General features: G+C 68.4%; 18 protein-coding genes, 4 tRNA genes and 1 pseudogene. 3 read left to right on the top strand and 20 right to left on the bottom strand.

Annotation, left to right across the window (positions count from 1 at the left end; translation table 11 throughout):
• Nucleotides 1–878: 878 nt before the first annotated feature.
• Both rplL and rplJ read right to left on the bottom strand, forming a co-directional pair.
• A complete protein-coding gene (gene rplL, locus ACSEEN_RS20580; protein WP_247865071.1) occupies nt 879–1,268 on the bottom strand; it encodes a 50S ribosomal protein L7/L12 in 390 nt (129 codons plus the stop codon).
• A gap of 99 nt (nt 1,269–1,367) precedes the next feature.
• Nucleotides 1,368–1,892, bottom strand: a complete 525-nt coding sequence (gene rplJ, locus ACSEEN_RS20575) for a 50S ribosomal protein L10 (protein ID WP_247865072.1) — start codon at nt 1,890–1,892, stop codon at nt 1,368–1,370.
• 545 nt (nt 1,893–2,437) lie between these two features.
• Here rplJ and ACSEEN_RS20570 point away from each other — a divergent pair.
• The gene (locus ACSEEN_RS20570; protein WP_440714175.1) at nt 2,438–4,471 is read left to right on the top strand and encodes a CocE/NonD family hydrolase; all 2,034 of its coding nucleotides are present in this window, start codon (nt 2,438–2,440) and stop codon (nt 4,469–4,471) included.
• A gap of 245 nt (nt 4,472–4,716) precedes the next feature.
• On the opposite strand, the gene ACSEEN_RS20565 is transcribed toward ACSEEN_RS20570, so the two are convergent.
• The 7 genes from ACSEEN_RS20565 to ACSEEN_RS20535 all read right to left on the bottom strand — a co-directional run bounded on the left by ACSEEN_RS20565 (nt 4,717) and on the right by ACSEEN_RS20535 (nt 9,844).
• Nucleotides 4,717–5,685: an alpha/beta hydrolase gene (locus tag ACSEEN_RS20565; protein ID WP_298441210.1), complete on the bottom strand. Its 969-nt coding sequence runs from the start codon at nt 5,683–5,685 to the stop codon at nt 4,717–4,719.
• Between the two features lie 25 nt (nt 5,686–5,710).
• Entirely contained in the window at nt 5,711–6,202 is a 492-nt protein-coding gene (locus tag ACSEEN_RS20560) for a TIGR04338 family metallohydrolase (RefSeq protein WP_440714174.1), read from the bottom strand.
• Nucleotides 6,199–7,026, bottom strand: a complete 828-nt coding sequence (locus ACSEEN_RS20555) for a DUF2786 domain-containing protein (protein WP_247865075.1) — start codon at nt 7,024–7,026, stop codon at nt 6,199–6,201. The genes ACSEEN_RS20560 and ACSEEN_RS20555 overlap by 4 nt, the downstream gene beginning before the upstream one ends.
• A 122-nt stretch (nt 7,027–7,148) precedes the next feature.
• Complete coding sequence (locus tag ACSEEN_RS20550; RefSeq protein ID WP_247865076.1) at nt 7,149–8,105, bottom strand: L-lactate dehydrogenase; 957 nt, start codon at nt 8,103–8,105, stop codon at nt 7,149–7,151.
• 77 nt (nt 8,106–8,182) lie between these two features.
• Entirely contained in the window at nt 8,183–8,506 is a 324-nt protein-coding gene (locus ACSEEN_RS20545) for a branched-chain amino acid transporter permease (protein WP_298441205.1), read from the bottom strand.
• The gene (locus ACSEEN_RS20540) at nt 8,499–9,218 is read right to left on the bottom strand and encodes an AzlC family ABC transporter permease (RefSeq protein ID WP_298441203.1); all 720 of its coding nucleotides are present in this window, start codon (nt 9,216–9,218) and stop codon (nt 8,499–8,501) included. Before ACSEEN_RS20540 ends, ACSEEN_RS20545 begins: the two co-directional genes overlap by 8 nt.
• A gap of 26 nt (nt 9,219–9,244) precedes the next feature.
• Complete coding sequence (locus tag ACSEEN_RS20535; RefSeq protein ID WP_440714173.1) at nt 9,245–9,844, bottom strand: TetR/AcrR family transcriptional regulator; 600 nt, start codon at nt 9,842–9,844, stop codon at nt 9,245–9,247.
• 66 nt (nt 9,845–9,910) lie between these two features.
• Between ACSEEN_RS20535 and ACSEEN_RS20530 the strand changes: the two genes are divergently transcribed.
• The gene (locus ACSEEN_RS20530; RefSeq protein WP_440714172.1) at nt 9,911–10,438 is read left to right on the top strand and encodes a hypothetical protein; all 528 of its coding nucleotides are present in this window, start codon (nt 9,911–9,913) and stop codon (nt 10,436–10,438) included.
• Nucleotides 10,439–10,596: 158 nt separating this feature from the next.
• Here the strand turns inward: ACSEEN_RS20530 and rplA are convergent, their stop codons facing one another.
• The 10 genes from rplA to ACSEEN_RS20480 form a co-directional block, all read right to left on the bottom strand.
• Complete coding sequence (rplA, locus tag ACSEEN_RS20525; RefSeq protein ID WP_298441198.1) at nt 10,597–11,313, bottom strand: 50S ribosomal protein L1; 717 nt, start codon at nt 11,311–11,313, stop codon at nt 10,597–10,599.
• Between the two features lie 136 nt (nt 11,314–11,449).
• Complete coding sequence (gene rplK, locus ACSEEN_RS20520) at nt 11,450–11,884, bottom strand: 50S ribosomal protein L11 (protein ID WP_247865082.1); 435 nt, start codon at nt 11,882–11,884, stop codon at nt 11,450–11,452.
• A gap of 80 nt (nt 11,885–11,964) precedes the next feature.
• Nucleotides 11,965–12,771: a transcription termination/antitermination protein NusG gene (nusG, locus tag ACSEEN_RS20515; RefSeq protein ID WP_440714171.1), complete on the bottom strand. Its 807-nt coding sequence runs from the start codon at nt 12,769–12,771 to the stop codon at nt 11,965–11,967.
• A gap of 70 nt (nt 12,772–12,841) precedes the next feature.
• Entirely contained in the window at nt 12,842–13,255 is a 414-nt protein-coding gene (gene secE, locus ACSEEN_RS20510; RefSeq protein ID WP_247865084.1) for a preprotein translocase subunit SecE, read from the bottom strand.
• Nucleotides 13,256–13,326: 71 nt separating this feature from the next.
• Nucleotides 13,327–13,399: transfer RNA gene (locus ACSEEN_RS20505), tRNA-Trp, on the bottom strand.
• A gap of 319 nt (nt 13,400–13,718) precedes the next feature.
• Nucleotides 13,719–14,813, bottom strand: a complete 1,095-nt coding sequence (locus ACSEEN_RS20500; protein WP_247865085.1) for a fused (3R)-hydroxyacyl-ACP dehydratase subunits HadA/HadB — start codon at nt 14,811–14,813, stop codon at nt 13,719–13,721.
• Between the two features lie 192 nt (nt 14,814–15,005).
• The gene (rpmG, locus tag ACSEEN_RS20495; protein WP_246992217.1) at nt 15,006–15,173 is read right to left on the bottom strand and encodes a 50S ribosomal protein L33; all 168 of its coding nucleotides are present in this window, start codon (nt 15,171–15,173) and stop codon (nt 15,006–15,008) included.
• 91 nt (nt 15,174–15,264) lie between these two features.
• A tRNA-Met gene (locus ACSEEN_RS20490) sits at nt 15,265–15,338 on the bottom strand.
• Nucleotides 15,339–15,381: 43 nt separating this feature from the next.
• Nucleotides 15,382–15,454, bottom strand: a tRNA-Thr gene (locus tag ACSEEN_RS20485).
• 112 nt (nt 15,455–15,566) lie between these two features.
• Nucleotides 15,567–15,650 (bottom strand) — tRNA-Tyr (locus tag ACSEEN_RS20480).
• 141 nt (nt 15,651–15,791) lie between these two features.
• Here ACSEEN_RS20480 and ACSEEN_RS20475 point away from each other — a divergent pair.
• On the top strand, nt 15,792–16,283 hold the full coding sequence (locus ACSEEN_RS20475; protein ID WP_247865086.1) for a YajQ family cyclic di-GMP-binding protein: 492 nt from the start codon (nt 15,792–15,794) through the stop codon (nt 16,281–16,283).
• Nucleotides 16,284–16,466: 183 nt separating this feature from the next.
• Here ACSEEN_RS20475 and ACSEEN_RS20470 read toward each other — a convergent pair.
• Nucleotides 16,467–16,572: pseudogene (locus tag ACSEEN_RS20470) on the bottom strand (IS982 family transposase); the annotation flags it as partial.

Here is a 16,572-nt window from a genome sequence, read left to right as displayed (position 1 = left end):
GGACCGCCGCCACCTTCTCCTCCGGGCTGTAGCGCCGCGTCTGCGGCTTCCCGGGAACCTGTTCCTTCGGCATGTACTCATCCTCGTTTCCAAGGTCACGAGCCTCCAAAGAACCCAGTGCGGTTCAGAATAGCCCGGCCGCGCCGACAGAATCGGGGCCGTCCGCGGCGCACGAACCCCAGAACGGCGTTTCGACACCGACTCGGCTAGCGCCTCGCCGGGCTCAACGGGCGGTGCGGGAACCACCTCGCCGGGTCCAACGGGCGGTGAGACCCCCAGCAGCCCGTTGAGCCTGTCGAGCCCGCAAGGGCGAGACCGAGTCGAAACGACCTCACCCATCGAGCCCACAAGAGCTCCGCGCCAGGCGTCACACCCGAACTCCAGAACGGCGTTTCGACACCGACTCGGCTAGCGCCTCGCCGGGCTCAACGAGCTATGTGCCAACCACCTCACCGGGTCAAACGGGCGGTGAGACCCCCAACAACCCGTTGAGCCAGTCGAGCCCGCAAGGGCGAGACCGAGTCGAAACGACCTCACCCATCAAGCCCACAAGAGCTCCGCGCCAGGCGTCACACCCGAACTCCAGAACGGCGTTTCGACACCGACTCGGCTAGCGCCTCGCCGGGCTCAACGAGCTATGTGCCAACCACCTCACCGGGTCCAACGGGCGGTGAGACCCCCAGCAGCCCGTTGAGCCGGTCGAGCCCGCAAGGGCGAGACCGAGTCGAAACGACACCCGTCGCTACGAAAGACGTAGCTGGGCGATCGCCGACTGACCGGACTCGCCTCCGGCCGATACGACGAAGACCCGCAGGGAGATCCCTGCGGGTCTTCGATCAGCCTGATTCAGGCGGCTGCTCGCACGAGGCGAGCCCGTCTCACTTGAGCGAGATGGAGGCGCCGGCCTCTTCCAGCTTGGCCTTGGCGGCCTCGGCGTCTTCCTTGCTGACCTTCTCCAGGAGGGCCTTCGGAGCGCTCTCGACGAGGTCCTTGGCTTCCTTCAGACCCAGGCCCGAGACGACCTCGCGGACGACCTTGATGACCTGGATCTTCTTGTCGCCGGCCGACTCGAGCACGACGTCGAACTCGTCCTGCTCGGCGGCGGCCTCGGCGCCACCGGCGGCCGGAGCACCGGCAGCGGCGACGGCGACCGGAGCGGCAGCGGTGACCTCGAAGACCTCTTCGAACTTCTTCACGAACTCGCTGAGCTCCAGCAGGGTCAGTTCCTTGAACTGCTCGATGAGCTCGTCAGCGGTGAGCTTCGCCATGATGGCGTCCTTCCTCTAATCCCTATGCGGGGGAGGCCTGCGGTGCAGGCCATGTCGGTGGGTACGGCCGACGGTGCCGGCCGCGATCGGGTCCGGGCCTCAGGCGGCTTCGGAACCCTTCTTCTCCTCGAGGGCCGCGGCGAGACGCGCGACCTGCGAGGCGGGCTGGGTGAACAGCCCGGCGGCCTTTGCCAAGTTGCCCTTCATGGCACCGGCGAGCTTGGCCAGGAGGACCTCACGGGTCTCCAGGTCGGCGATGGCCTCAACCTCGGCGATGGACAGCACACGGCCGTCCATGTAACCGCCCTTGATGACCAGGGCCTTGTTGTCCTTGGCGAACGTCTTGATCGCCTTGGCGGCCACGACCGGCTCACCTTCGATGAAGGCGATCGCGGTCGGACCCACGAACAGCTCGTCGAGCCCCTCAACGCCTGCTTCGGCAGCAGCACGCTTGACGAGGGTGTTCTTGGCGACGGAGTACGTCGCGCCTTCGCCGAGCGAGCGACGGAGTGCCGAGATCTGCGGAACGGACAGCCCACGGTATTCCGTGATGACCGCCGCATTGGCACCCTCGAACAGCCCGGTGATCTCTGCGACCGCATCGATCTTTTCCTGGTTAGCCATACTTCGCCTCCTCTCGTGTCTTCTCTGACACCCTGTGGGTGTCGCGACCCAGTACCCGTCGCCCGCGAGGGGTCCACGACGTTCCGGCCGGAGAAACACGAACGCCCCGTGCAGGAAGCACGGGGCGAATGGCCGCGGCGAACCACGGCGAAGTCTCCTCGTTCATCCTGCGTGGGCCGCCGAGATGTTCTCGGGCCTTCGATCGGGATCACTCCCGACGACCGACGGTCTCTGGTTGAACTCGATTCCCTCGGACCCGCACGGGGTCCGCTGAACCGCAGACCAGAGTAGCCGGGCACCCCGGCGAAGTCGAATCGGCCGTCGTCGCCCAGGCGCGACAGGTCACGGCGAGGTCTCCCGATCACACCGGTTCGGTGTGATCGACTGTACGGATCCCGGACACGAGTAGCGATCGGGAACGTCGCCGTGCTTAATTGTTCGTAAGACTCTTCCCGTGGGATGGATCACAGTCCGGTGAATCCCTGGGATCATCGCCGCGTCCGCGGCGGGAAGCGAGGGATCGACACGTGAGCGTGCCACTCGATCTGCACGGCCTGGAGCGGGCGCACCGCGCCTCCGAACCGGGCGGTTATCGCGATGCCGACGGCGGCCACCGGGCCGCGGCCTGGCACGAGGCCGTCTACGGGCGCAAGCCGTACCCGCGCGTGCACATCAGCCGCAATGTCACCGTCACGATGAGCGACGGCGTGCGGCTGCGCGCGACCGTGGTCCGCCCGGCCAACCGCGTCGGCCAGCCGAGCAAGGCGCCGTTCCCGGCGATCCTCAACGTCAATCCGTACAACCGCACGCTGATCGACGGCTTCGACCATCTGCTGCACGCCCCGGTCATCGGCCGCACCGTGCAGACGGCCGCGCGCACCATGACGCGCGGTCCGGGCCCGCTGACCGGCGCCGCCCGGCTCACCCGCACCTTCGGTGTGGGCCTGTTCGACGTCTTCGGCATCAACCGGAATCTGGTGCAGTCCGGCTACGTGCAGGTGCTGGTCGACGTCCGCGGCACCGGGGCATCGCACGGCAAGTGGGGCATCCTCAGCCGCCGCGAGCAGCAGGACTCGGTGGAGATCATCGAGTGGATGACACGCCAGTCGTGGTGCGACGGCTCGGTCGGCATGGCCGGCTGGAGCTATTCGGCGATCAACTCCCTGCAGGCCGCGGCCCTGCGGCCGGAGGCGCTCAAGGCCGTGTTCGCGGTGGAGGGCAGCGAGGACGTCGTCCGCGACATCTACATCACCGGCGGCATGCCGTCCGCGTTCATCCCGATGTGGCTGGCGCTGGTGAACCTGGCCAAGTGGGTGCCCAATCCGGCCACCCTTCTCGGCGACCTGTTCACCGGCGACGAGTACCGCTGGCTGCGCGACCGCCTCAAGAGCCCGGCCACCGAGATGCCGTCGCTGTTCTGGGGTTTCCTCACCGCCAACGACCACCGCATCTTCGATCATCCGTACTTCAACGAGCGCTCACCGCGGATCGAGGACATCACCGCCGCCACCTTCACCGTCGGCGCATGGCACGACCTGTTCGGCCGCAGTGCCACCCGGGTCTACGACCAGTTGCAGATGGAGCCGGGCCGCAAACAGTCGCTCATCGCTGACGGCTACCACCTCGATCCCGGCTGCGACCACGGCCGCGAGCACCGTCCGCCGCAGCTCGACGTCCTCGAACGCGCCTGGTTCGACCGCTGGCTCAAGGGGATCCGCAACGGCATCGAGGAGTACGGGCCGGTCACCATGGAGCAGCAGGGCGGCGGCTGGTCGTGCGGGCCGTCGTTCCCGCGGCCCGGGGTGCGGCCCCAGCGCCTCTTCCTCACCGAGGACCCCTCGGAGACCGCGCCGCACACCCGGCATGACGGCTCGCTGAGCGTGGTGCCCGCGCACCGGCGCCGGTCCCTGCGCATCAGCCCCGACCTGCGCGGCGCCGTCTCGCGGGATGCCTCACAGGTGTTCGCCGGCCTGCCGATCGCGCTGGGCAAGCACTTCTCCAGCGATGCGTCGTACCAGGAGAAGGGCGCGCTGAGTTTCACCAGCGAGCCGGTCACGCAGGCCACCCAGATCTCCGGCCAGATGAACCTGCGGCTCAACGTCTCCACCACGGCCCACGAGGGGATCTGGGCGGTCACCGTGAACGACGTCGCCCCGGACGGCACCTCGACGGTGCTGACCAACGGTGCGCTGACCGCGTCGAACCGGGCGCTGGACACCACCCGGTCGACGTACGCCGAGGGCGGCACACTGGTCGACGCGGTGCACTTCCTCTCCCGGGAACGACGCCTGCCGGTGCCGGCGGACGAGCCGGTGCGCATCGACGTCGATCTGGTGCCGACCGACGCGGTACTGGCGCCGGGCCACCGGTTGCGGGTCGACGTCTACGCCGCGAGCCTGCCCCGGTACCTGACCATCGTGCCCGACCTGATCAAGGCGCGCGGCCGCCGCCAGCAGCTGGTTCTCGATCCGAACAAGCCCAGCTACCTGACGTTCCTGGCCGACGGCGAGCTCGGCACCGACCCGGTCCCCACCCGGTCGCAGCTGCACCCGATGGCACCGCTGGCCGTCGTCGAGTAGCCCGCCCAGCCGGCTGAGCCCGTCAAGCCCCGCGGGAGAGACACAAGCCTAGCCGGCTGAGCCTGTCGAGCCCCGCGAGAGCGAGACAGGCCCAGCCGGCTGAGCCCGTCAAGCCCCGTAGGAGAGAGACAAGCCTAGCCAGCTGAGCCCGTCAAGCCCCGCGGGAGAGAGACAGGCCCAGCCGGCTGAGCCCGTCGAGCCCCGCAGGGGCGAGACGGTGTCGAAGCCACGCCCCGACCGGCGGATCAGTCCGGGTTCCGAGCCGCCCAGCACTTCTCGGCGAAGCGCGCCATCCGCACGATCGCCAGGCGGGACTCGGGCAGCAGATCGATGAAGGCCTGGAAGACGTGGACGGCACCGCGGAAGATCTCCAGCCGGACCGGCACGCCGGCGCGGGCCAGCGCCGCCGCGAAGTCCTCGGCATCCACCCGCAGCATCTCGTGCGAGCCGACCTGGATCAGCGTGGGCGGCAGACCGCTCAGGTCACCGTCGAGCGGCGCGACGGTGTCACCGGCCGGTTCGCTCTCCCGGATCATCCGGTCGAACTCGCTGAACGCCCGGTGCGGGAACAGCGGATCGGCGGTGCGATAGGCGCCCTCGCGGCGGCGCGACGGCGTCGGGTCGATCAGCGGGTTCTCCAGGATCAGCCCGGCGGGCAGCTCCTCCCCCGCGTCGCGGAGCCGGACCGCGGTCATCGCGGTCAGGAATCCGCCGGCCGAGTCACCGGCGATCACGATCTGGCCGGGGGTGTAGCCGCGGCCGAGGAGCCAGCGGTAACCGTCCAGACAGTCCTCGATGGAGACCGACGGCGGATGCTCGGGCAGCTTGCGGTAGCCCACGGCCAGCACCTGGGCGTGCGATTTGGCGGCGATCGATCCGGCCAGCCTGCGGTGCGACTTGACGCCGCCGACCACGAAGGCGCCGCCGTGCAGATACAGGATCGCCCGGTCCGGTCGTGCGCCGACCGGGATCTGCAGCTCAGCAGCACAGTTCGGCAGCTGCACCGGCTCGCGGAAGTTGCTCGGCAGCGGCGGAACCACCTTGCCCGCGACGTTGTCGAACAGGTCGTACGGCCAGTCGACCCCGGGGCGGCGCGACCAGGCGGCGATCACCGGGTACGCGCCGACGCGCAGCCCGACCCAGGCCATCCGGCTCCGGACGCTGCGCTGCGAGTACTCGACCCGCTCCACCTTCACGACGTTCGATTCGGTCATGTACGCAGTTTGACACAGGGACATTTCAGAGCAGCCCGGCGTCCCCCAGAATCACCCGGTACACCAGCCCGGTCTCCGGCCCCAGGACCAGGCCCGCGAGTTCGGTGAGCGTGCCGGTGAACCCGAGCCCGTGCGCGGGAACGCCGTCATCGTCGAGGTGGTGGGCGAGCTCGTGCAGGACGGCGAGTTCGCGCATCGCCCACCGGTCCGGGTGCCCGGCGGGAATGGCGATGGTCGCGTCGTCGCGAGAATAGTGGGCGGCCGCCGCCGACCGGCGGTCCCGCACGCGGACCGGCCGGGCTGCCTGTGCGAAGCGTTCCCGGACGGCGGGCAGCGCCAGCACGTCATCCACGTAGCGCTGGACCGACTCGACGGACCCGAAACGTGCCTCCCCGGGCAGGGTGAGGGTGGTGCCGGCCAGTTCGACGGTGTGCGCGCCGCCGCCCGGCCGTTCCATCAGCCGGAAGATCAGGCGCTCCGCGTCGTAGCACCGGGCGCGGCGCGCATCCCGCGTCATCCCTCCAGCGCCCCGCGGGGCGCACCGAACTCCCGGTCGGCACCGATCTTCGCGCGGCGGCCGGCGCGGTCACCGGCCTGTCGCGCGGCCGACGAATAGCCGGCCGACGCACGGCTCGGCCGCCAGGTACCGCGCGCCGTCGACTCCCGCCGGTGGAATTCGGACACTTCCAGTTCCTTGTGACGCAGCGCCAGCGCGGTCGACGACGGCCCGCCGGACCCGTTCTCCACCTCGACGGCGCTGCGCCGCTGGTCGTCGCGGGCCTGTGCGAGCCGTGCGCCGATACGTTCGGCGAAGGCCGACTGGAAGTTCAGGCGCGCGGTGATCGGGGAAAGCGCCTTCTCCTCGACCACGCGCTGCCGCCACGGGCCGCGGTCGCGCGTCACCACTCGGCGCGCGGTCTGATTCTTGTAGGCCCCGGATTTCAGGTACGCGTCGCTGGCCGCGACCATCTGCACCACGAGCGACGCGTACAGCGCCTCCGTCGCATCGATGTCACCGGCGAAGCCGTATGCGATCACGTAGGTCGAGTTGGCGGCGACATCGCAGGTCAGGTCGTTGGCGCGGCCGATCTGCACGAAGAGTTGCACGTAGGTCCGGAGGCCGCGCTTACCGGCGGTCCCGATGGCGATCTGCCGGGTGATCGGCGCCGACCGCTTCTTGAGGGCCGGGTCGTGGTCGCGCGCCACCGCCAGGTCGATCGACGATGCGGTCGCGAGTCGCTGGGCGGCGGCCATGAACGCCTCCGCCTCGTGCTCGTTGTCGGTGCCCTCGGCCTGCCGCAGCAGTCCGGCGATTCGGGTGAGGAGCTTGTCGTCGCGCATGATCCCAGGCTATCGGCGGTCGCCGGCCCGCTCGATGCCCCGTCCACAGGGCCGGACGGGTCCGACGGTTGTCCACAGCACCGGCGCCCGCCGTCTTGACAGCGGCGGCACGACCGGCGTCGTCAGAGACCGAACTTGGCCTGCATCTCCCGCAGCGTCTCGGCCGAGGCGCGCAGCCCGGCGATCTCGTCGGCGGACATCGCGATCGGGAGACGTTCCCCGGCGCCCCGCGCATCGACCCGGGTCGGCAGCGAGAGACACACGTCGGAGATGCCGTGAAGGTCGTCCTCGATCAGCGAGGAGACCGGCAGGATGCGGTGCTCGTCGTTGATGATCGCCTCGGTGATGCGCGCCGACGCGAGCCCGATCGCGTAGTTGGTGGCCCCCTTGCCCTGGATGATCCGGTACGCCGAGCCGACCACCTCGGAGTGGATCCGTTCGCGCGCCCGCGCGTCGAGCAGGTCGAAACCCTCGATCGGCTCCCAGTCGAGGAGCGGGACGCCGCCGATGCTGGCCGAGGACCAGAGCGGGATCTCCGAGTCGCCGTGCTCACCGGCGATGTAGGCGTGGACGTTCTGCACCGCGACGCCGCAGTGCTCGGACACCAGGAACCGCAGACGGGAGGAGTCGAGCACGGTGCCCGATCCGAACAGTTGGTTGCGGGGCAGGCCGGTGAACTTCAGGGCCGCGTACGTGATGACGTCCACGGGATTGGTGACCATCACGAAACAGGCGTCCGGGGCGGCCTCGACGATCGGCGGCAGCGCCCGCTTGGTCAGTTCGATGGTGGCCTCGGCCAGCTCGAGCCGGGTCTGGCCGGGCTTCTGCTTGGCGCCCGCGGTGAAGATGACCACGTCCGAGTCCGCGCAGATCGACGGATCCGCCCCACCGATCACCGCCGCCCGAGGCAGGAATTCGAGGCCGTGCGAGAGGTCGAGCACCTCGGCCGCGACCTTCTCGGCGTTGACGTCCATCAGCGCGACGGTCCGCGCGACCCCGCGGATCAGCGCAGCGTAGGCGATGGCGGTACCGACTGCGCCGGCGCCGATGATGCTGATCTTGCTCCCCGTGGGTTCCATGGCCACGACGCTAGCGCGCTCGACCCGCCCGCGCCCGGTAAACGACCGTCCGCGGGCAGTCGTTCACCGAGCCGCCATCAGAGCACCGCGAGAAGCGCGATGTAGGTGAGCGTGCCCAGCCCGACGCTGAGAAGGGTGCGTCGTCCGGCACCGAGATGGACGCCGACGGTCACCGCGAGGGCGAGTACCGCGGGCACCACGCGGCCGTCGTCGTCGATCGAGGAGGAGAACGTGGTGGCTGCGAGGATCGCCAGGATGCCGGCCGGCATCCATGCGGCCAGGGTGAGGACGAACCGGGACTGCCGGAGTCGCCCCAGGACCGCGAAGGGCAGCGCGCGCAGCGCGAAGGTGATCGCGAAGACCGTCGCGAGCACCGCGATCAGATAGCCGGTCTCAGGCATCGGACGGCCCCCTCCGCGACAGGGCGTACCGGACGACGAGCAGCCCGACGAACACCAGCAGTGCCGTGAACAGCACCGCGCCCGGCGTCGCGACGACGGCCACCGCGAAAGCGGCACCCGCCAGCACCAGCGAGGGCACCTGTCCGCGGGTTCGGCAGGCGTCGAGCGTCAGCGTGACGAACAGTGCGCACAGCGCGAAGCCGAGGCCGTCGATCGGTCCGGGCAGCAGATTCCCGATCAGGACACCGGCGAGCCCGCCGCCGACCCAGTACGACTGGAACGCGACCTGGGTCGCCAGCAGCCGCGGCGACGTCCACGTCCCCGGCGCCGCCGCGGTGATCGCGTACGCCTCATCGGTCATCGCGTACATGGAGTAGAGCCGTCGCAGCCGGCCGTGTACCACCCGCAGCGGGAACGAGAAGGCGTAGAAGATGTGCCGGAAGTTCACCAGCAGGGTGGTCAACGCGATGGTGGCGATCGGCGCCACGGCGGCGATCATGCCGACGAGCAGCAGTTCGAGCGAGCCGGCGTACGCCGCGATCGACAGCGCGGGCGCCACCCACCAGGACAGTCCGTGCTGCACCACGAGCAGTCCGAAGGCGACACCCAGCGGGAACATGCCCAGACCCGCGGGCAGCGACAGCCGAAGCCCGGTGAGAATCTCCGAGCGCACGGCCGCGTCACCGCGTTCCGGGACAGGCGAGGTGGTCACCCGTCGAGACTCGCACGTCTCGCCGCTCACACCGAATGCAGGGCGGCGATCTCTCCGCGGAGGATGTCCAGGGCCCAGTCGGCGTCCCCGCCGTCCGGGTCGGCGAGCAGGTGGAGAGCGAGGCCGTCGACCAGTGCGTGGAGGCGCCGGCCGGCCGCCACGGCATCGACCTCGTCCTGCGCCACGCCGCGCGCGTCGGCCTCCAGGCTCGACGCGATCGCGGTGCAGAAATCGGCGAGTTCCCGCGTCGCCCGGTCGCGCACCGGGATCAGCTCCGGCACCGCGGGGGCCTCCGCGATGAGCGCCAGATTCACCTCGAGTTCGGCCCGCGGATCCGGGGAGAGCGGCAGGAGTTCGGCGAGGAGCGCCAGGTAGTCGTGCTCGAGGTCACCGGTGCGCACCACCGCGTCGATCCGCTCGCGCGCACGCCGGAGCATCAGCTCCGCGGAGAAGACGACCAGTCCGCTGCGGGTCGGGAAGACGTGCCGCAGCGACCCGACCGCGACGCCGGCCTGCGCGGCGACCGTCCGCACCGAGAGCGCCCCGATGCCCCGTTCGCGCACCACCGACCACACGGCGGCCGCGAGTTCCTCGCGCCGGCGATCGAGGTCGATCCGTCTCGGCATGCAGACAAGTTAGCACGGTCGTGCTAGTTTCCTATTTAGCACGACCGTACCATCAAAGGAGTCCTCATGGTCGGCCTGATCCTCGGCTGCGAGATCGCCTTCTGGATGGTGATCATCGCCGGACTGAGCACCCGCTATCTCCTCCGGAAACGGCGCCTCGGCCTCGCCCTGCTGGCGCTGACACCGGTGGTCGACCTGGTGCTGCTGATCGCGGCCGGCCTCGACCTGCATCGGGGCGCCCCCGCCGAATTCAGCCACGGCCTCGCCGCCGTGTACCTCGGGTTCTCGGTGGCGTACGGCCACCGGATGATCCAGTGGGCCGACGTCCGGTTCGCATATCGCTTCGACAGCGGTCCCCGACCGGTCAAGCTCTACGGCACCGCCTACGCGACGGCGTGCTGGAAGGACGTCGGCCGCACCGCGATCGCCACCGCCCTCGGCTCCGGCATCCTGTGGCTGCTCACCGTGGTGGCCACCGGACCGACGCAGGCCCTGGAGTCCACGTACCGCATATTCGGGATCGTGCTGGTCATCGACACCCTGTGGGCGGCGAGCTACACGATGTGGCCACGGACGCGTCCGGCCGCGCGCTGAGCATCGCGGGCCGTCGGCCACGGCAGGCCACGACGACGATCTCCCCTCGGGAGCCGCCGGGGGGCGACCGCCAGACAGACGACGAGGGGCACCACCTCGCGGTGGTGCCCCTCGTGGTCTCTCCCGGCCCGTCAACGGGGCTCAGGGAGCGGTGAAAATCAGCCCTGCGCAGCGTCGGTGAAGTTGCGCGACACGGACGGGTCGACCGGGATGCCCGGGCCCGTGTTGGTCGAGACCGTGATCTTCTTCAGGTAGCGGCCCTTGGCGGCCGACGGCTTGGCGCGCATGATCTCGTCGTACGCGGCGCCGTAGTTCTCGGCCAGCTGCTCCGGCGAGAACGAGGCCTTGCCGATCACGAAGTGCAGGTTCGCGGCCTTGTCGACGCGGAAGTTGATCTTGCCGCCCTTGATGTCGTTGACGGCCTTGGTGACGTCGACGGTCACGGTGCCGGTCTTCGGGTTCGGCATCAGGCCGCGCGGGCCGAGGACACGCGCGATACGGCCGACCTTGGCCATCTGGTCCGGGGTGGCGATCGCGGCGTCGAAATCGAGCCAGCCGCCCTGGATCTTCTCGATCAGATCCTCGGCGCCGACCTCGTCGGCACCCGCGGCGAGGGCCTCATTGGCCTTGTCGCCGGCGGCGAAGACGATGACCTTGGCGGTCTTACCGGTGCCGTTCGGCAGGTTGACGGTGCCGCGGACCATCTGATCGGCCTTGCGGGGATCGACGCCCAGGCGGACGGCGACCTCGACGGTCGAATCGGTGTTCTTCGAGGAGGTCTCCTTCGCGAGGGTCACAGCCTCCAGCGGGCTGTACAGCGCGTCGCGATCGATCTTCTCGGCGGCGGCCTGGTAGGCCTTGCTCTTCTTGCTCATGTGCTCTGTTCCTTCTTCTCGGCCGTGCCGGCCGGGAGTGAGTGGTTAGTGGGCCGAGCGCGGCCCTCCCACGGGTGATTTCGCCCTTCGCCCTTCGACAAGCTCAGGGAGCGAAAGGGCAGGGAGCGACGACAGGTCAGCCCTCGACGGTGATACCCATCGAGCGGGCGGTACCGGCGATGATCCGGGCTCCGGCCTCGACGTCGTTGGCGTTGAGGTCCTCGGCCTTGGTCTTCGCGATCTCGCGAAGCTGGTCCATGGTGACCTTGCCGACCTTGTTGGTGTGCGGCTCGCCCGAACCCTTCTGCAGACCCGCGGCCTTGAGCAGCAGCTTGGCAGCCGGGGGCGTCTTCAGCTTGAAGTCGAACGAGCGGTCTTCGTACACGAAGATCTCGACCGGGATCACGTTGCCGCGCTGGCTCTCGGTCGCGGCGTTGTACGCCTTGCAGAACTCCATGATGTTCACGCCGTGCTGACCGAGCGCCGGACCCACGGGCGGGGCGGGGTTGGCCGCACCGGCCTGGATCTGGAGCTTGATGATCCCGGCGATCTTCTTCTTCTTGGGAGGCATCTCTCTTTGTCCTTTTTCTTCACACTCCGCGCACGCTGGATACGCGGAAGTCTCTTAGTGAGTGGCGGCGGCCGGAACGGCTACAGCTTCTCCACCTGGTTGAAGCCCAGCTCGACCGGGGTCTCGCGACCGAAGATCGAGACGAGGACCTTGACCTTCCGCTGCTCGGTGTTGATCTCGCTGATCGACGCCGGCAGGGTCGCGAACGGGCCGTCCATGACGGTGACCGACTCGCCGATCTCGAAGTCGACCTCGACCAGGTTCGACGCGGCGGCTGCGGCGGCCTCGACACTCCCGCCGACGGCGGCGGCCGCGGCGGCCTTCTCGGCCTTGCGGACCTCGGAGCGCGGCACCAGGAACTGGAGCACCTCCTTGATCGACAGCGCCGACGGCACGTTCGGGGTCACCCCGACGAAGCCGGTCACGCCGGGCGTGTTGCGCACCGCGCCCCACGACTCGTCGTTCAGGTCCATGCGCACCAGGATGTAGCCGGGCAGCACCTTGCGGTTGACCTTCTTGGGCTGGCCGTTCTTGATCTCGGTGACCTCTTCGGCAGGCACGACGACCTCGAAGATGTAGTCGCCCACGTCCAGGTTCTGAACACGGGTCTCGAGGTTGGCCTTCACCTTGTTCTCGTAGCCGGCGTACGAGTGGATCACGTACCAGTCGCCGGGCTGACGGCGCAGCTCACGCTTCTTGGCCTCGATCGGGTCTTCCTCGACCTCGGGCTCAGCCGCCGGGGCGGCCTCCTCGGCCGGGGTCTCGCCGGCCTCGGGAGCGTCGACGTCGACCGGCGCCGCGTCCGCCACGACGTCGTCGGCCTGGGCGGCCTCGACCGTCGCGTCAACCGTCTCCGGCGATTCGATCTCGTTCTCCGGGGTGCTCATGCGCGCCCACGCTCCTTCATTGCCACTGTTCTTACCTTGTTCCCGCGGGGCTCCCGCCCACCGGCGCCGGTCAACCGAAGACCAGCAGCGCCAGCTTCGCGAAGCCGATGTCCAGGCCCGAGATGACCGCGGTCACCAGCGCCACGAAGATCAGCACGGCGATCGCGTACACGACCATCTCGCGCCGCGTGGGCCAGATGACCTTCTTCAGCTCGGCGACGACCTGCCGCAGGAAGATCCAGATCCGCACGAACGGGTTCCGGCCGCCATCGGCGTCACCCTCTTCGGCGGCGACGTCGACCACGCCCACCTTGCCCGGCAGCGTGTCGCCACCGGCGGTCCGACGTTCCCGCGCGCGGCGCTTGCCGCGCGGCCGCATCTCGTCGGCCTCGATCACATCGACGTCGATACCGGTGGTGTCGACGTCGCCGCCGGTCGTCGGCTCCGCGTCGTTCTCCGGAGCCTTGCGATCGCGCTTGGCCACGTACTCACCGATCCCTTCGTCTACCTCCGCCCCAGGCGGGGGTCCGCGTGGTCTATGCGGATGTCGGGTTGCAGGGGCGACAGGACTTGAACCTGCAACCTGCGGTTTTGGAGACCGCTGCTCTGCCAGTTGAGCTACGCCCCTTGGCACCGGTTCGGAAACCGGCACTGTCTCGAGCCTAACAACACCAACGCGCCACCCTATGGGCAGCGCGCAAGCCTAGGTAAACCCTCGACTCGACTAGTGTAGAGCACTCCCGGCGCGCAGGCCAAAACGGCCGGGAGGCTCCGCGGTCGTCGCCTTGTGTCGCGTGTCGAAAATTGTTGAATGGTTGCCGTGCGTCAGATGGGCGGCTGGCAAGGCGGGGGAGGGAGGGATACCGGCAGGTATCCTGACCGACGACAACGCCGCCAGGCGTTCATCTGGCCGCGGCATACCGTCAATGAATTTTCGACACGCGACACTAATTGAACTGCACGACGACGGTGGCTCGCCCGAAGATCTTGCGGTCGCCCTGCTTGGCGGTCAGCGCGATCGTGCCGCGGCGCGTCTCCGGGTCCAGGGCACGGACCTTCCCGGTGAACTCGACCGTCGCACTGTGGTCCTCGGGAACGTAGACCGGGCTGGTGAACCGCACGTTGTACTCGCAGAACGCGGCCGGATCGCCGACGAACTCGGACACGTAGGTGGCACCGAGACCCATGGTCTGCATGCCGTGCGCGACGACGTCGTCCATACCGCCGGACGCCTTGATGACGTGGTCGGAGAAGTGGATCGGATTCGGGTCGCCGGCCACCCCGGCATAGTTGACGAGGTTGCCGCGGGTCAGCAGGAAGGTCTTGGCCGGCAGTTCCTGTCCGACGGTGAGCGTGTCGAAGTCGATCGCGGCGTACGCGGCCGGGCGGTCCGCCGGATCGGCCGTTTCGTAGAGGCCGCCCTCGCGGTCGACGGTCTTGCCGGGGTCACCCGCGGCGTCGACCTTCATCATCACGTGCTCGATCGACTCCTCCAGTTCCTCGGGCACCTTGAGGCCGGGGCGGGCGGCGATCGACGTGTACGTCGTCATGATCGGCTCGTCGTGCTGATCGCAGATGATGTTCTTGGTGACCATGAGGTCGATGACCTCCGGGCTGGTGATGTGCCGGAACGAGTCCAGCGACACGTCGCAGATCAGCCGGTCGCCGACCTTCATCGGGCGGTGGTAGACGAGGCGCTGATCGGTCTGCATGATCTGCCACAGGTCGTAACCGGTCACGACCTCCTCGAAGAGCTTCCGCTGGGCGATGATGCCCATCACCGAGACGAAGGTCGGATGAGCCACGAGCGTGTCGTGCCCGTACTCGGCGGCGCCGGCTTCGCTCCAATGCGTGGGATGCGCGTCTTGCACGGCGAGCGCGTGCTTGCGGACCTCTTCGCGGCCGACCTCGTAGTAGTCGTCGACGGTGTAGTGGTAGCCCACCACCGAGGCCGTGTGCTCGGCGATCTCGTCGGGTGTCAGCTCACCCGATCCCAGCGCGTCCAGTGAGCTCTTGATCTGCTCGTCGTTCAGCTCGGTCATCATCTCTCCTCACGCTCGACGCCGGGCGGGAGCGGGCTGTGCTCACGCCCCGGCTGGTGGCAACGAAGCCTGCCAGATTCTGCTACCGGGACGACGCCGGAAACAAATCAGCGGGCCGTCTCCGGATGGGAGACGGCCCGCTGATCGTGGTTCATCGGTCGCCCGAAGGCGCCGTTCACCAGGGAGAACGCGTCAGCGCGATTCCTTGTGCGCCTGGTGCGTACCGCAATTCGGGCAGAACTTCTTCAGCTCGAGGCGATCGGGATCGTTGCGACGATTCTTCTTGGTGATGTAGTTGCGGTGCTTGCACACCTCGCAGGCCAGGGTGATCTTCGGCCGCACGTCGGTTGAGGAAGCCATGTCCTTGCCTTCTTTCGCGTCTTACTCTGTCTACGGCCGCTGCTCACGTCGGCCCGATCAAGGGCGGACTCGCGGGAGCTGCCGCATTGTGTAGCGGTGCGGGGACTCGATCCCCGGACCTCACGATTATGAGTCGTGCGCTCTAACCAGCTGAGCTACACCGCCCTGTTCGGTGCCGGTCGTCCTCGCGAACCACCCGCACCAAGCGAGCCCCCTGACGGAATCGAACCGTCGACCTTTTCCTTACCATGGAAACGCTCTGCCGACTGAGCTAAGGGGGCGTATCCCTCCCGCACCGATCGGTGTGGGCGAGAAGCCTTCACGAGATTACACACGCTCTCCCCGGATGACCAAAACCGCTGGTCGTGACCGGTATTCGCATCTGTATTCGCGTGGTGGCAGATGTAGGATTCGAACCTACGTAGCTTGCGCGACGGATTTACAATCCGCTCCCTTTGGCCGCTCGGGCAATCTGCCGTGTCGCCGGTGAAGGCAACGGGAGACAGAATACAACGAGATCCCGGGATGCATCCAAACCGGCAGGTCAGGGCCCTCCCACCCGGCGACAGGACCGGCGCCTCGTGCGGAGCGGTGGCGTCGATGGCCTAGGCTGGGCACATGGCTGATTCTTCGTTTGACGTGGTGAGCAAGATCGACCGCCAGGAGGTCGACAACGCCCTCAACCAGGCGGGCAAGGAACTCTCGCAGCGCTACGACTTCCGCGGCACCAACACCGGGATCGAGTGGTCCGGCGAGGAGAAGATCGTGATCACCTCCGACGCCGAGGAGCGCGCGCTCGCCGGCCTCGAGGTGTTCAAGGAGAAGCTGATCCGCCGGGACATCTCACTCAAGGCGTTCGACGCCGGTGAGCCCGTCGCCTCCGGCAAGACCTTCAAGATCACCGGCGAGCTGGTCCAGGGCATCGATTCCGAGCACGCCAAGAAGATCTCGAAGAAGATCCGCGACGAGGGCCCCAAGGGCGTCAAGGCGCAGATCCAGGGCGACGAACTGCGCGTCTCGTCCAAGAAGCGCGACGACCTGCAGGCCGTGATCGCGCTGCTCAAGGGCGAGGACTTCGGGATCGCTCTGCAGTTCGTGAACTATCGGTAGGTCGCGGCTGCCCCCGTGTTCGGCGGCGGGCGGGCCGCGGAAATCTGTCTTGCTTGTCCTCGCCGCATGACGCTCGTTCCGAGTCGGGACGCAAGACTCTAGAGGTGCGGCTGCGGAGGGCGCTGCGACGAGATTTCCGCGGCCCACCCTCCCGATCAAGGACTAGATGAGTGATTCCTGGGGTTAGTGGTCGTAGGCGGTGAGTGATCGGCGGATTTTGGCGGCGATGGTGTCGTTGTGCCAGATCGCTGCGGTCATGGCGAGGATGCGTTGGGCGATCCGGGTGCAG

The sequence above is a fragment of the Gordonia marina genome, assembly GCF_052036135.1.
Classification (GTDB): Bacteria; Actinomycetota; Actinomycetes; order Mycobacteriales; family Mycobacteriaceae; genus Gordonia.
This window is presented reverse-complemented; position numbering and strand designations above follow the sequence as displayed.